At 73.7% G+C, this 13,988-nt stretch carries 12 protein-coding genes and 1 pseudogene; 5 read left to right on the plus strand and 8 right to left on the minus strand.

What is annotated here, in order from left to right; genetic code table 11:
* Positions 1-86: 86 nt before the first annotated feature.
* Positions 87-662 (minus strand): annotated as a pseudogene (locus D5H75_RS43245) (hypothetical protein); the annotation flags it as partial.
* A gap of 316 nt (positions 663-978) precedes the next feature.
* On the opposite strand from D5H75_RS43245, the gene D5H75_RS19345 reads away from it, so the two are divergent.
* Genes D5H75_RS19345 through D5H75_RS19360 form a run of 4 tightly spaced genes read left to right on the plus strand, consistent with a single transcriptional unit; the run spans position 979 to position 4,736 of the window.
* Positions 979-2,895, plus strand: a complete 1,917-nt coding sequence (locus D5H75_RS19345; RefSeq protein WP_119927906.1) for a serine/threonine-protein kinase — start codon at positions 979-981, stop codon at positions 2,893-2,895.
* A 3-nt stretch (positions 2,896-2,898) separates the two neighbouring features.
* Positions 2,899-3,723, plus strand: coding sequence for an AraC family transcriptional regulator (locus D5H75_RS19350; protein ID WP_119927907.1), 825 nt, complete (start codon positions 2,899-2,901; stop codon positions 3,721-3,723).
* A 9-nt stretch (positions 3,724-3,732) separates the two neighbouring features.
* Positions 3,733-4,431: an AzlC family ABC transporter permease gene (locus tag D5H75_RS19355; protein WP_119927908.1), complete on the plus strand. Its 699-nt coding sequence runs from the start codon at positions 3,733-3,735 to the stop codon at positions 4,429-4,431.
* Complete coding sequence (locus tag D5H75_RS19360; protein WP_119927909.1) at positions 4,428-4,736, plus strand: AzlD domain-containing protein; 309 nt, start codon at positions 4,428-4,430, stop codon at positions 4,734-4,736. Before D5H75_RS19355 ends, D5H75_RS19360 begins: the two co-directional genes overlap by 4 nt.
* Positions 4,737-4,773: 37 nt before the next feature.
* On the opposite strand, the gene D5H75_RS19365 is transcribed toward D5H75_RS19360, so the two are convergent.
* The 4 genes from D5H75_RS19365 to D5H75_RS19380 all read right to left on the minus strand — a co-directional run bounded on the left by D5H75_RS19365 (position 4,774) and on the right by D5H75_RS19380 (position 7,350).
* Positions 4,774-5,076 (minus strand): hypothetical protein, encoded by a 303-nt coding sequence (locus tag D5H75_RS19365; protein WP_119927910.1) that lies wholly within the window; start codon positions 5,074-5,076, stop codon positions 4,774-4,776.
* 197 nt (positions 5,077-5,273) lie between these two features.
* The gene (locus D5H75_RS19370) at positions 5,274-6,206 is read right to left on the minus strand and encodes an RluA family pseudouridine synthase (RefSeq protein WP_119927911.1); all 933 of its coding nucleotides are present in this window, start codon (positions 6,204-6,206) and stop codon (positions 5,274-5,276) included.
* Positions 6,203-6,997 carry a signal peptidase II gene (gene lspA, locus D5H75_RS19375; protein WP_242454368.1) on the minus strand — a complete coding sequence of 265 codons (795 nt, stop codon included), beginning with the start codon at positions 6,995-6,997 and terminating at the stop codon, positions 6,203-6,205. Before lspA ends, D5H75_RS19370 begins: the two co-directional genes overlap by 4 nt.
* Positions 6,961-7,350: a TraR/DksA family transcriptional regulator gene (locus tag D5H75_RS19380; protein ID WP_119928142.1), complete on the minus strand. Its 390-nt coding sequence runs from the start codon at positions 7,348-7,350 to the stop codon at positions 6,961-6,963. Before D5H75_RS19380 ends, lspA begins: the two co-directional genes overlap by 37 nt.
* 607 nt (positions 7,351-7,957) lie before the next feature.
* On the opposite strand from D5H75_RS19380, the gene ileS reads away from it, so the two are divergent.
* The gene (ileS, locus tag D5H75_RS19385) at positions 7,958-11,155 is read left to right on the plus strand and encodes an isoleucine--tRNA ligase (RefSeq protein WP_119927912.1); all 3,198 of its coding nucleotides are present in this window, start codon (positions 7,958-7,960) and stop codon (positions 11,153-11,155) included.
* Positions 11,156-11,458: 303 nt separating this feature from the next.
* On the opposite strand, the gene D5H75_RS41735 is transcribed toward ileS, so the two are convergent.
* The 3 genes from D5H75_RS41735 to D5H75_RS19400 are packed head-to-tail and all read right to left on the minus strand — an operon-like array spanning position 11,459 to position 13,984.
* A complete protein-coding gene (locus D5H75_RS41735; protein ID WP_202638315.1) occupies positions 11,459-12,793 on the minus strand; it encodes a hypothetical protein in 1,335 nt (444 codons plus the stop codon).
* A gap of 48 nt (positions 12,794-12,841) precedes the next feature.
* Complete coding sequence (locus D5H75_RS19395) at positions 12,842-13,690, minus strand: DivIVA domain-containing protein (RefSeq protein WP_119927913.1); 849 nt, start codon at positions 13,688-13,690, stop codon at positions 12,842-12,844.
* Between the two features lie 48 nt (positions 13,691-13,738).
* Positions 13,739-13,984 carry a YggT family protein gene (locus D5H75_RS19400; protein WP_422674038.1) on the minus strand — a complete coding sequence of 82 codons (246 nt, stop codon included), beginning with the start codon at positions 13,982-13,984 and terminating at the stop codon, positions 13,739-13,741.
* Between the last annotated feature and the right edge of the window lie 4 nt (positions 13,985-13,988).

A 13,988-nucleotide genomic window follows, 5' to 3' on the forward strand; every position in this document is an offset into this window, starting at 1 on the left:
GCGGACAGCAGCAGCCCGTCGGCCCCCGCGGCGATCGCGGCGGCGGCCAGGGCCGCGTCGCCGTCGAGGCGGGCCAGCACCGGGCGGCCGGAGCGCTCGCGGGCCGCGCGCAGCAGCGCCAGGTCCAGCGCCACGTGGGCGTGGTGGGTGCGGGTGCCGCTCTCGCAGAGCACCACCCGGTCGTTGCCCTCGGCCACGCAGTACTCCACGATGGCGAGCCACTCGTCCAGGGTCGCCGCCGGGCCGCGCTCGACCAGCACCGGCAGCCCGAGCCGGGCGACGGCGCGCACGAGCTGGAAGTCCTGCATCCAGGCGGCTCCGATGACGACGCCGTCGGCGAGGTCGGCGATCGCGGGCAGGTCGGCGGCCGAGAACGGCTCGGCCAGCAGCGGCCCCGCCCAGCCCGTGCGGGCCGCGCGGATCGCCTCCTCCGCGCTCACCCCGCCGTGGTGGTCGCGGAGGCTGAGCCAGAGCGCGTCGCCGCCGCCCGCCGCGCCGGGCAGATCCCCGGCGATCACGACGGCGGGCCCGTCTCCGCCCACGGCGAGCGTTCCCAGGCGTACGGCGGCGCGGTCTGTCTCGACTGCGGAAGGCGCTGTAGACATCGGATCCTCTTTCGGGGGACGGCCGGCTCCCCTGACCGGAGCCGGCTCTGGACACATTCGCTGGAAACAGTCCTGAGAAACACGAAGGGCAGAGGCGTTCTCGCCTCTGCCCTCAGCCGGCTCCGGGTGGTCGTCAGCTCACGTTCGCACGACCGGCTCTCCCGGAGCCGGCCACATAAACGCGAAGTAACGGGTCACGACAGCCACTCTAGGCCACCTCCCCGCGTGTCTGCCACTTGCTGGTACACCTGTCCCAGAATATGAACGCCCGTCGTCGCCGCCGTTCGGCAGGCGGCCGTGGGTATGGGACGATTCTTACCGTTCCTTACTAGTCCTTGGTTCTTCATGGCCTGAGGGGGTACACGGCCGGGTGATGTCCGAGTCTCGGATGGACGGGCGCGTCGTCGCCGGTCGTTACCGCCTCGCCGAGCCTCTCGGCAGGGGCGGGATGGGCGTGGTCTGGCGGGCCCACGACGAGGTCCTCGACCGCGTGGTCGCGGTCAAGGAGCTGCTGATCCCTCCCCAGATCACCGACGAGGAGCGGAGCAACTTCAACCGGCGCACGCTGCGCGAGGCGCGGGCCGCCGGCCGGCTGAACCACCCCGGTGTGATCGTCGTGCACGACGTCATCGAGGAGGACGGCCGCCCCTGGATCGTGATGCAGCTCGTCGACTCGCGGTCGCTCGGGCAGATCCTCAAGGACGAGGGGCCGCTCCCGCCGGGGAAGGTCGCCGACATCGGCCTGCAGGTGCTGGGCGCGCTCAAGGCCGCCCACGACTCGGGGGTGCTGCACCGCGACGTCAAGCCGGAGAACGTGCTGATCTCCGAGGACGGCCGGGTGGTGCTGACCGACTTCGGCATCGCCACGATGGAGGAGGAGACCTCCCTCACCCGCACCGGCACCCTGCTCGGCACGCCCTCCTACATCCCGCCCGAGCGGGTCAGGGGCGGCGCGGCGCAGCGCGAGTCGGACCTGTGGTCGCTGGGCGCGACGCTGTACGCCGCCGTGGAGGGCCGCCCGCCGCACGACCGGGGCAGCCCGCTGCCGACGATCGCGGCGGTGCTGAACGACGAGCCCGACCCGCCCAAGCTGGCCGGTCCGCTGGCGCCGGTGCTGATGGGGCTGCTGCGCAAGGACCCCGAGCAGCGCATGGAGTTCGCCGAGGCCGCGCGCCTGCTCGCGCTGGCCCGGGGCGACTCCCCGCAGCGCGCCACCCGGCCGATCTCCGCGCCCGCGCCCACGTCGGTGCTGCCCGGGGCCGGGGAGGAGGCGCGCAAGCGTCCCCTGCTCGCGCCGTGGCGGCGCGCCCCCGAGGCGGCCGCCCCCGCCGCCGCCTCCGCCGCGGCGGCGTCCGCCGCGCCCGCCCCGCCGTCCCCCGCGCCGGAGGCCGCTCCCGGCGACGCGAAGCCGTACGGCGAGACGCCCGCCGCGCACCGCGAGTCGCCGACCCGCCCGAGCCCGCGCGGGGAGGAGGAGTCCCCGGCGAGGCCCGCCCCCGAACCCGCGCGGGCGACGCCGCCCGCCCCCGCCGTACGGCCGGAGAAGGCGGCCGACGAGCCGCCGGCGCGCCGCGACACGCCGCCGGAGCCCGTGGAGCCGCCGGAGCGCACGGGCGCGAGCCCGCTGCGGCGCGGCCTGTGGGTGGCGGTCCCGGCGGCCGTGCTGGTCGCGGTCATCGCGGGGTACCTCGGCGTGAAGTCGGCCCAGGAGCAGCCGCGGAGCAACGCGACCCAGCCGGCGGCGACGAGCCCCGCCCAGCAGCCGCCCGCCGGGGGATCCCCCTCGAGCCAGGCGGCCCAGACCGCGTCCCCCGCGCCCACGCCGACCCCGTCGCCGAAGGACGAGGGCGTCCCCGAGGGCTGGCGGATCCACAAGGACCGGACCTTCTCGGTGGCGCTCCCCAAGGACTGGCGGGTCTGGAAGCGCAGCGGGCCGCAGACCTTCTTCCGCGACCCCGATGACACCAGCCGCTACCTGCTGATCGAGTACACCACGAACGTCAAGTCCGACCCCGTGAAGGACTGGAAGGACCAGGAGCCGGTCGCCCGGCCCCGGTTCCCCGGGTACAAGCGCATCCGCATCGACCGCGTGGACTACATGAAGGAGGCGGCCGACTGGGAGTTCACCTTCGACGGCCGCGGCGGCCGCACGAGGGTGCTCAACCGGGGCTTCGTGGCCAACGACACGTACGGCTTCGCGATCTACTGGAGCGCGCCCGAGCGCACGTGGGAAGAGGACTACCACCACTTCGAGACGTTCGCCCGCACGTTCAAGGCGGCGGGCGACTGAGCCGTGGCCGACTCGGCCAGGTACTGGCGGCACCCCGGGGTCCCCGGGGTCGATCTGCTGCGCGCCCGGTACGTCACCCAGGTCTTCGGGCGGCACACGCACGACACGTTCGCGATCGGGTTCATCGAGTCCGGGGTCGAGGAGTTCGCCTACCGGGGGACGACCCACCGCGCCCCGCAGGGCAGCGTCGTGCTGGTCATGCCCGACCAGGTGCACACCGGCCACGCCGGGACCCCGGACGGCTGGCGCTACCGCATGCTCTACCCGTCCGTCGAGCTGATCGCCTCGATCGCGGGCACGCGCGGCGTGCCGTACTTCCCTGACGCGGTGGCCCACGACCCGGCCACGGCGCTGCTGCTCGGCTCGGCTCACCGCGCGGCCGAGGTCGGCGACCGGCTGGCCGCCTCCACCCTCGTGCGCGGCGCGTTCGCCGAGCTGCTGCGCCGCCACTCCGCGCACCCCCCGCCCGCCGAGGCGCGCCGCCCGGGCTCGCGGGCCGTACGGCTGGCGCGCGAGCTCCTGCACGAGCGCCTGGTCGCGCCGCCGTCGCTGGAGGAGCTGGCGTCGAGCGTGGGCGCGCGGCCGTTCCCGCTGCTGCGGGCGTTCAAGGCGGTCACCGGGCTGCCCCCGCACGCCTACCTCAACCAGCTCCGCGTGCGGCGGGCCCGCGAGCTGCTGGACGCGGGCCTGCCGCCCGCGCGGGTCGCGGCGGAGGTGGGGTTCGCCGACCAGGCGCACCTGACGCGGCACTTCAAGCGGGCGCTGGGCGTGCCGCCGGGGGCCTACCAGCGCAATATCGTTCAAGACGGGCTTTCCGGGCGTCCGTAACCTGCGGGTATGAGTGAAGTCTCGTCCGCGCGGCGGGACGGCATCGGAGTCGGCGTCGCGGTCGGCGTGTCAGGGGTCGCGTTCGGCTCCGCCGCCGTGACCGCCGGGCTCGATGTCGCCCAGGCCTGCGTGCTCAGCCTGTTCGCGTTCACCGGGGCGTCCCAGTTCGCGCTGGCCGGGGTGGTCGGCGGCGGGGGGAATCTGGTCGCGGGCACCCTGGGGGCGCTCCTGCTCGGGGCGCGCAACACCTTCTACGGCCTGCGCCTGGCCGACCTGCTCGCGGTGCGCGGGCCCCGGCGCTGGTTCGCCGCGCACGGGGTGATCGACGAGACCACCGCCGTGGCCACCGCCCAGCGCACCCCCGAGGGCTCGCGGGCGGGGTTCTACGCCACGTTCGCGGGGGTCTACGTGTTCTGGAACCTGACGACGCTGGCCGGGGCCGCGTTCACGCGCCAGATGGCCGACCCGTCCCTGCTCGGGCTGGACGCGGTCGGGCCCGCGACGTTCCTGGCGCTGCTGTGGCCCCGGTTCCGGGAGCCGGGCACGCGGCAGATCGCGGTGCTGGGCGCGGGGATCGCGCTGCTGTCCACCCCGTTCCTGCCGCCCGGCGTGCCCGTGCTGCTGTCGGCGGTCGCCGTGCTGGCCGGGTTCCTGAGGAGCGGGACGCGGGGCCCCGGGCGGGACCTCGCCGAGAAGGAGTCGGTGTGAACCTCTGGATCGCCGTCATCGCGACCTGCGTCGGCTGCTACGCGCTCAAGATCGCGGGGCTGGCCGCGCCCCGCCGGCTGCTGGACCACCCGGGCGTGCGGCGGTTCGCCGCGCTGGTGCCGATCGCGCTGCTGTCGGCGCTGATCGTGGTGCAGACGTTCGGCCAGGGCCAGTCGCTCACGCTCGACGGGCCGCGCCTGGCGGGGCTGGGGGCGGCGGTGGCCGCCCTGCTGCTGCGCGCGCCGTTCCTGGTCGTGCTGCTGGTGGCGGCCGCCGTCACCGCGGCCGTCCGGCTGCTGGTCTGACACCCCGGCGCGGACCCCGGCGCGGGCGGGCCCGCGGTCAGAGCTCGCGGGAGTCCTCGGCGGCGCGGAAGGCGGTGTCGAGGGCGGCCCGCAGCCGCGCGTCGCCGGGATGGTGGCCGGCCACCGTCGGCCCGTCCTCCAGCGTGATGTGCAGGTGCCGGCTCGCCATGAGCACCCGCACCGGCCGGGCCAGCAACTGCCCCGCCAGGTGCGCGGCCTGGTTCAGCACGACGTACTGCTCATGCCCGGCGTATCCGGCGCAGACGCCGCCGCTCCGGTCGAGCTCCCGGGCGAGGAGGCGCGCGAGCGCTCCGCACTGCTCCACCGTGCCCTCCGACATGTCCGTGCACGATCCGGCCACGCGGTCACCTGGCACTCCCGGCCCCTCGCCCCGGTGCCACGGCTCCGGGCACGGGCGTGGCCGGACGCGCGGCGGCGGCGTGAGGGGTGGCGCTCCGGGGCGTACACGCGCACCGGTTGGACACCCGACGTTACGGCATGAGCACTACTCGTGAAAAGCCCCCGACCAGCGGCGGGCTACGATTCGTCGCGCACGAGTTCCAGCGCGCGGGCCAGGTCGGCCGGGTACGGGCTCTCGAACGTGACCGGCTCCCCGGTCGCGGGGTGGTCGAAGCCGAGGCGTACGGCGTGCAGCCACTGCCGCGTCATGCCGAGGCGCGCGGCCAGCGTGGGGTCGGCGCCGTACTGCAGGTCGCCCACGCAGGGGTGCCGCACCGCCGACATGTGCACGCGGATCTGGTGGGTGCGGCCGGTCTCCAGCCCGATCTCCAGCAGCGACGCCGCCCGGAACGCCTCGACGGTGTCGTAGTGCGTGACGGACGGCTTGCCGCCCGCCACCACCGCGAACCGCCCGTCGCCCGACGGGTGCCGGTCGATCGGCGCGTCGATCGTGCCGCGCAGCGGGTCCGGGTGCCCCTGCACCAGTGCGTGGTACCGCTTGGAGACGGTCCGCTCCTTGAACGCCCGCTTGAGCCGGGAGTACGCCGTCTCGCTCTTGGCCACCACCATCACGCCGGTGGTGTTCGCGTCGAGCCGGTGCACGATGCCCTGCCGCTCGGCCGCGCCGCTGGTGGCGACCCGGTGGCCCGCGCCCAGCAGCCCGCCGAGCACGGTCGGCCCGGTCCAGCCCACGGTGGGGTGCGCGGCCACGCCGATCGGCTTGTCCACCACCAGGATGTCGTCGTCCTCGTACAGGACGGTCATGCCCGGCACCGGCTCGGGCACGGCGACCACCGGCGCGGGCGGCGGCGGCAGCGTCACGTCCAGCCACGCCCCGCCGGACACGCGGTCCGACTTCGAGCTCGGCACGCGCCCGTCCACGAGCACGTCCCCGGCGGTGATCAGCTCCGCCGCACGGGTCCGCGACAGCCCGAACAGCCGGGAGAGGGCGGCGTCGAGCCGCTCCCCCTCCAGTCCGTCGGGCACCGGAAGGCTACGGTGATCGCTCAAAACTCTCCGCTCGTCTTTCCCTCGGCACGGCTCGCGCCGCGCCCGGGCGCGCCGTCCGCGCCCGCCTCGTCCGTACGGCTCGCGCCCGGCCCCTCCCCCGGCGCACGGCCCGGGGCGGCCTCCCCGGCCGCGCGGCCCGCGTCGTCCCCGGCGGCGGCGCCGTCGCCCGCGCCGGGCGCGCCGTCACCGTCGCCGGTGTCGCGGGTGCCGTCGAGCTGGTAGCCGCGCCAGGCCAGGAAGACGGCGAGCACGCCGCCGCAGACGATCGCCGAGTCGGCCAGGTTGAACACCGGCCACTTCGGCAGCTCGATCCAGTCCACCACATGTCCCTGGAACGGCGACGGCGGACGGAAGATCCGGTCCACCAGGTTGCCGACCGCCCCGCCGAGCAGCAGGCCCAGCGTCAGCGCCCAGGGCAGGCTGCGCAGGTTGCGGGCGTAGCGCAGGATCGCGATCACGACCCCGATCGCGATCAGCGTGAGCACCAGCGTGAAGCCGGTGCCGATGCTGAACGCCGCACCGCTGTTGAAGGTCAGGGTGAGCTGGAGGATCTCCCCCAGCACGGGGATCCGCTCGCCGGGCTCGACGTTCGCCAGCACGATCTCCTTGCTGGTGAAGTCGAGCGCCAGGGCGACGGCGGCGGTGACGCCGAAGACGCCCAGGCACCGGCGCCGCTTCGAACGCGGCCCGGTGCCGGCGGAGTGCGGCCCGGGGGCTTGCGCGCCCGGGCCCTGCGTGGTCGTGTCCTCGCTGTTCAGCGGCGTTCCTCTCGTTGCTTGCAGGATACGCACAGCGTCGCCCTGGGGAACGCCTGCAGGCGCTCCTTGGCGATCGGATTGAGGCACGACTCACAGGCCCCGTAGGTGCCGGCGAGGATGCGCTCGATCGCGCGCTCGTTCTGGGCGCGCAGCTCCCGCGCGTTGAAGGCGAGCGAGATCTCGTGCTCCCGCTCGAAGGTCTTCGCCCCCGCGTCCGCCTGGTCGTCTCCGGCGCCCTCGGTCATGTCCCCCGACGCGATCCCGGATTCCGCCCGCGCGATCTCTGCGTTGAGCTCGGCGATCTCGACTTCGAGACGAGACCGCACCTCCGCGAGCTCCTGCTCGGTCCACCCCGATGCGGTGCCCTCGTTCACCGTAGTGGCCATGATGTCCCCCTTGTTGCTGATCACGCCGCTTGGCAGTGCGGGCAGCATAAGTCGCCCCGAAATGCTACGGCAAACGACTCGCCCGCGGCTTCGTCGGCGGCCCCCCGATCACCCGCGCGGGCCCTCGACCCCGACTATTTCTCCCGCATATGACGTCGGAAACCCTCTCTTCCCGCCCGCCTCCGCGCCCCCCGCGGCGGGTCCCGGGAACGGCGGGCGGGCTCACGCCGTACGGCCGCCGGGACGGGACACGCGCGGATCGGGGGGATATGGGGAAGCGGCGGGCTCGCGCGTGCGTTATCGTCTCTGGGGTAAGACTGCAAGGCGTTGATGGGGACGAGTACCTCTCGAACAGCCGCCACGAGCGATCCGGGGACGGTGTGAGCCCGGAGGCCGGCCCGGGAGGGAAGATCACCCCGGAGCCGCTGGGAGAACGGCGCGCCACGCGCTCAGTAGATCCGGCAGCAGGCGCACTCAAACGAGTGGGCGGGGCGGCAGCCCCGTCAAGGAGGGTGGTACCGCGGGAACGGCTGGTCTCCTCGGAGAACCAGGCGCTCTCGTCCCTCCGGGTCCACGGCACATCACCAGTGGAGGGTCCACCCGTCATATGTCAGGTCAGTATTTCCGCCCGCTTCCCGCGCAGGTAGACCTGCCCGCGCTCGAACGCGAGACGCTGGAGCGCTGGGACGCCGACAAGGTGTTCGAGCGCTCGCTGGAGCGGACCGCCGGCAACTCCCCCTGGGTCTTCTACGAGGGCCCGCCCACCGCGAACGGCATGCCCGGCGTGCACCACGTCGAGGCGCGCGTCTTCAAGGACCTGTTCCCCCGCTACAAGACCATGCGCGGCTACAGCGTGGCCCGCAAGGCCGGGTGGGACTGCCACGGCCTGCCCGTCGAGGTCGCCGTCGAGAAGGAGCTCGGCCTCTCCGGCAAGAAGGACATCGAGGAGTACGGCGTCGCGGAGTTCAACGCCCGCTGCCGCGAGTCCGTCCTGCGGCACGTGGACGCCTTCGAGGCCCTCACCCGGCGCATGGGCTACTGGGTGGACATGTCCCAGGCGTACAGGACGATGGACCCCGAGTACGTCGAGGCCGTCTGGTGGTCGCTGAAGGTCATCTTCGACCGGGGCCTGCTGGTCCGCGACTACCGCATCACGCCGTACTGCCCGCGCTGCGGCACCGGCCTGTCCGACCACGAGCTGGGCCAGCCCGGCGGGTACGAGACGGTGACCGACCCGTCCGTGACCGTGCGCATGCCGGTCAGGACCGGGCCCGTCGAGGGCGCGGACCTGCTCGTCTGGACCACGACGCCGTGGACCCTGGTGTCCAACACCGCGGTCGCCGTGCACCCGGACGTCACCTACGTGGTGGCCGAGCGGGACGACGCCGACGAGGACGAGCGGCCCGTCGTGGTCGCCGAGCCGCTGTTCGCGCAGGTGCTCGGCGAGGGCTGGAGCGTGCAGCGGCGCCTGCCCGGGCGCGAGCTGGAGGGCTCCTCCTACGAGCGCCCCTTCGACTTCGTGGAGATCCCGGACGCCCACCGGGTCGTGCTCGCCGAGTTCGTCACCACCGAGGACGGCACCGGCCTGGTGCACATGGCCCCGGCCTTCGGCGCCGACGACATGCAGACCGTGCGCCGCTACGGCATGCCCGTGGTCAACCCGATCGCCGCCGACGGCACCTTCCTCCCGGACGTGCCGCTGGTGGGCGGGCAGTTCTTCAAGAAGGCCGACCCGCTGCTGGTGGAGAGCCTGCGCGAGCGCGGGAAGCTGTTCCGGGCCAAGACCTACGAGCACTCCTACCCGCACTGCTGGCGCTGCCACACTCCGCTGCTCTACTACGCGCTCCCGTCCTGGTACATCCGCACGACGCAGCTCAAGGAGCGGCTGCTCGGCGAGAACGAGCGCACCAACTGGTTCCCCGCCACGGTCAAGGAGGGCCGGTACGGCGAGTGGCTGCGCAACAACGTGGACTGGGCGCTGTCCCGGTCGAGGTACTGGGGCACGCCGCTGCCGCTGTGGGTCTGCTCCTCCGACGAGTCCCACATCACCTGCGTGGGCTCGCTGGCCGAGCTGGGCTCGCTCGCCGGCCGGGACCTGTCCGCGCTCGACCCGCACCGGCCGTACGTCGACGACGTGGTCTTCCCGTGCCCGAGCTGCGGTGAGGAGGCCAAGCGCGTCCCGGACGTGATCGACGCCTGGTACGACTCGGGCTCGATGCCGTTCGCCCAGTGGGGGGCGCCGCTGCGCAACGCCGAGGCGTTCGACAACGCCTACCCGGCGCAGTTCATCTGCGAGGCCATCGACCAGACGCGCGGGTGGTTCTACTCGCTCATGGCCGTGGGCACGCTGGTGTTCGACCGCTCGTCCTTCGAGAACGTGCTCTGCCTGGGCCTGATCCTGGCCGAGGACGGCCGCAAGATGAGCAAGCACCTGGGCAACGTGCTGGAGCCCATCCCGCTCATGGACAAGCACGGCGCCGACGCGCTGCGCTGGTTCATGGCCTGCTCCGGCTCCCCCTGGGCGCCGCGCCGCGTGGGCGACGCGATCCTGGAGGAGGTCGTCCGGAAGGTCATGCTGACCTACTGGAACACCGCCTCGTTCTTCGTGCTCTACGCCAACGCCACCGACGCGGCCGACCCGGACGCCCGCCCGTGGACGCCGACCCGGCTCGCCGAGGCCCCGCCGTACGCCGAGCGGCCGCTGCTGGACCGCTGGATGCTGGCCGAGCTGCACCGCACGATCACGGTGGTCACCGAGGCCCTGGACGCGTTCGACACGGTGGCGGCCGGGCGGCGGCTGACGGAGTTCATCGACGACATGTCGAACTGGTACGTCCGGCGCTCGCGGCGGCGGTTCTGGGCCGGGGCCGCGTCGGCGGACTCCCTGTCGGCGTTCGCGACGCTGTACGAATGCCTGGAGACCGTGACGAAGCTGATGGCCCCGATCGCGCCGTTCACCACCGACTACGTGTGGGACGTGCTGCGCGGCGTGGACGCCCCCGCCTCGGTGCACCTGGCGACGTGGCCCGAGGCGAACCCCGAGGCCCTGGACCCGGAGCTGTCCGAGCGGATGGCGCTGGTGCGCCGCCTGGTGGAGCTGGGCCGCGCCGCCCGCGCCACCTCCGGCGTCCGCACCCGGCAGCCGCTGGGCCGCGCCCTGGTCAGCGCGCCGGGCTGGGACACCCTCCCGGAGTCGCTGCGGGCCCTGGTCGCCGACGAGCTGAACGTGGCCCGGCTCGACGACCTGTCCCAGGTCAGCGCGGACCTCGTGACGTACACCGTCAAGCCCAACTTCCGGGCGCTGGGCAAGCGCTTCGGCAAGGACACCAAGCAGGCCGCCGGCGTGATCGCGAACGCCGACCCGGCCGCCGCCGTGCGCGCGCTGCGCACGACGGGCACGCTCATCGTGGGCGAGCTGGTGTTCACCCCGGAGGAGGTCGTCGTCACCGAGCAGCCCCGCGAGGGCTGGGCGGTGGAGACCGCCGCCGGTGAGACCGTGGCGCTCGACCTGGCGATCACGCCGGAGCTGAAGGCCGCGGGCCTGGTCCGCGAGGCGATCCGCCTCATCCAGGACGCCCGCAAGTCCAGCGGCCTGCACATCACCGACCGCATCGCCCTGTGGTGGACCGCCACCGACGGCGAGCTGGCCGCCGCCCTGCGGGCGCAGGCGCGGACCGTCGCCGCCGAGGTCCTGGCCACGGTGTTCGAGGAGGGCCGCCCGGCGGGCGAGTCCCCCGAGCCGCTGTACGAGCACCACGACCAGGAGGCGGGCCTCACGTTCCGCTTCCGCCGCAACCCGGCCTGACGGCCACCCGGAGGCCCCGGTCACCCACGCGGTGACCGGGGCCTCCGCGCGTCCCCGCCCATCCCCACGCCGGCCCCGCCCGCGCCGTACGCCGGGACGGCGGACGGCGGCCCGCTCATGCCGTACGGCGGGGCGGGGGCGGCCCGCTCGTGCCGTACGGCGGGAAACGGGACAGCCCCGCACAGGCGAACCTGTGCGGGGCTGTGCCGCGCTCTCGTGAACCGGACGGTCCATGTGCCGGGCTCGGGGGCGTCCGCGTCCCACCCCGACGCGGAATCCCCTCTGGGCCGGGTGATTCCTCCCCTAGCCGACCTTGGCCCGGTCGTTCTGGCAGACGGAGCACTGGCTGAAACCCTCGGCCAGCGCCTTCTCCAGCGGCATGGACTGCACCTTGTCCTCGTCGGCGCCCTTGAGGAGGGCGCAGCCGAGATTGTGGTACCGGCGCGTTCCGGTGATGATGCGCACCGTGTCGTCCGGCTCCTCCGGCTTCTCCGGCTCCGCGGCCTTCTCCTCCCCGGGGAGGTCGGCGGCCGTGTCGCCGTCGTCGCTGATCCGGTCGCCCGGTCCGGAGACCTCGTCCCCGTGGTCGGACTCCGCGGCGTCCCGGCTGGGCGCCTCGTCGTCGGGGACCTGGGATGCGGGGTCCTGGACGTCCCGGTCGTCCCGGTCGTCCTGGTGTTCGTCGCGGGCGGTGGCGTCCGGGGCGGACCCGGACTCCACGGCGGCTCCGGAGACCCCCTCCTGTGCCTCCGCCTCCGCCTGCTCGGGCTCTCGGGCGTCACCCCGGTGCCCTTCGCCGTCCCGCGAACCGTCCTCGGCCTGGACGCCGGTCCCGGCCTCGGCCGGCCTCCCCGCCTGGGCGTCGGTCTCGACCTCGGGCCGGGCCTCTGCCCTGGCCCCGGTCTCGGACCGATCCCCCGGCTTCTCCTCCGCCTCGCCCGCCGGAGTCTCCTGCGAGACCTCGGCGCGCTCGCCGGCCCGTCCGATCGCGTCGACCACCTGGGTCTCCGCGGCCGCCTCGTCGGCCTGCGGCGCCGGTGTCTCCACCGCCGCGGGCACGGCAGGGGGCGGCACCACGGGAGGCGCGCTCCTGCGCGGCATCGGAGCCGGGCGGCGGACGGCCGCCGGGTTCGAGCCGAGCACCGAGTCGGGGTGGCACGCCGTGCAGGCGCTGAACCCCTCCTCGATCGCCTCCTCGTAGGTCAGCTCCTCGTGATCCCGTCCGGACAACTGACGGCAGGTGTCCACGTGGTAGCGCTTGCGTCCCGGGATGACCAGCACGATGGCGTCCGGGGGCACGGGGCCCGCCGGAGCCGGCGCGGGCGCCGGGGCGGCCTGTCGCGGTGGCATCGGCTCCGCCGCCGGAGGCGGGCTCACCACGGTGGCGGTGGCCGGAGGCAGGCTCGCGGGCACCGGCACCACGGTCGCCGGCGGGGGCATCGGAACCGCCTGGGGGGCGGCTTTCTGCCCGTTGCCGAACAACTCGCCACGACGGAGGAAGGCGCCGATCAACAGGAACATCGACGACGCCACGCTGACCGCGATGGAACCGATGACGAGGAAGGGCTTCCCCATCAGGACGCCTGCGATCAGCAGACCGATCGCCGCCACTACGAGGACCGCGCTGATAAGGATCACGGGGGGCTCCAGGAACGGGTCTGTCTACGAAGCGGTTGACCCGATACCTTACCGGCGATCGTGCGGCGGGTTGTCGGCCGTCTGGAAGGCGCCGGTGTGCTGCGGAGGCTCGGTCACGAACGGGTTCGGGCCGCCGGGAAGCGAACCCTGGCCGTTGCGCGCCTCGGGGTGCTGCAGACCGCCCTGCATCGACGGACCGCCGTGGCCGAAGCCGGAGTCGGCGCCGCCCGCCTCGAGCTCCCGGAGCTGCGTCTCGAGGTAGACCTTCAGCCGGGCGCGGTACTCGCGCTCGAAGGCGCGCAGTTCCTCGACCTTGCGCTCGAGCTCGTCGCGGGTCTGCACCAGCGAGCCCATGGCCTGGCGGTGACGCTCCTGCGCGTCGCGCTCCAGGGTCTCGGCGCGCCCTCGGGCGTCACCGATGATCTGCTCGGCCTGGCGGCGGGCCTTGCCGAGGATGTCGTCGGCCTCGCGCCGCGCGCGGGTCACGGTCTCGTCGGCCTCGCGGCGGGCGTCGGCGATCGCCTGGTCGGCGGTCTGCTGGGCCAGGGCGAGAACGCGGGCGGCCGTGTCCATGTTGTCCTCGGCCGGCGGCATGCCCATGCCGACCGGAACCGGCTCGGGCGCCTTCATGGGCTCCGGAGCCTTCATCGGCTCGGGGGCCTTCATCTCGGGCTTGGGCTCCACCACGGGGGCGGGCGCCATGCTCATGCCGCCGGGGACCTTGCCCCGGAGGCACTCGGCGAGCTTGGCCCGGAGTTCCTCGTTCTCCTGGATCAGGCGGTCGAGCTCGGCCTCGACCTCGTCGAGGAAGGCGTCAACCTCTTCCTCGTCGTACCCCGGCCTCAGCCGGGTGGTACTGAACTGCTTGTTCCGCACATCGGCGGGGGTCAGCGGCATGTTGGTCTCCTTGGCGCGCTCGGAGGTTACCGAAGCGACGGTACCCGATCAGAGCGCGGACACGACTTGGATCATGACCAAGACCACAATGAACAGCACTGTGAAGCTCAGGTCAAAGGCCACCGTACCCAACCGTAGCGGCGGAATGAAACGGCGGAGGAACTTCAGCGGAGGATCGGTCACGGTGTACGTGGCCTCGGCCAACACCAGGACGCCACCCCGAGGACGCCAGGCGCGCGCGAACGCCTGGACGGTTTCGAAGATCATCCTTCCGATCAGCAGCAGAAGGTACATGTAG

The organism is Bailinhaonella thermotolerans (assembly GCF_003594875.1).
Classification (GTDB): Bacteria; Actinomycetota; Actinomycetes; order Streptosporangiales; family Streptosporangiaceae; genus Bailinhaonella; species Bailinhaonella thermotolerans.

What these genes read in the sequence shown, in the direction of transcription:
- D5H75_RS19365 (WP_119927910.1), bottom strand. Translation starts at nt 5,076, where the DNA reads ATGTCGGAGGGCACGGTGGAGCAGTGCGGAGCGCTCGCGCGCCTCCTC.
- D5H75_RS19395 (WP_119927913.1), bottom strand. Translation starts at nt 13,690, where the DNA reads ATGCCGCTGACCCCCGCCGATGTGCGGAACAAGCAGTTCAGTACCACC.
- D5H75_RS19400 (WP_422674038.1), bottom strand. Translation starts at nt 13,984, where the DNA reads ATGTACCTTCTGCTGCTGATCGGAAGGATGATCTTCGAAACCGTCCAG.
- D5H75_RS19380 (WP_119928142.1), bottom strand. Translation starts at nt 7,350, where the DNA reads ATGGCCACTACGGTGAACGAGGGCACCGCATCGGGGTGGACCGAGCAG.
- D5H75_RS19355 (WP_119927908.1), top strand. Translation starts at nt 3,733, where the DNA reads ATGAGTGAAGTCTCGTCCGCGCGGCGGGACGGCATCGGAGTCGGCGTC.
- D5H75_RS19345 (WP_119927906.1), top strand. Translation starts at nt 979, where the DNA reads ATGTCCGAGTCTCGGATGGACGGGCGCGTCGTCGCCGGTCGTTACCGC.
- ileS (WP_119927912.1), top strand. Translation starts at nt 7,958, where the DNA reads ATGTCAGGTCAGTATTTCCGCCCGCTTCCCGCGCAGGTAGACCTGCCC.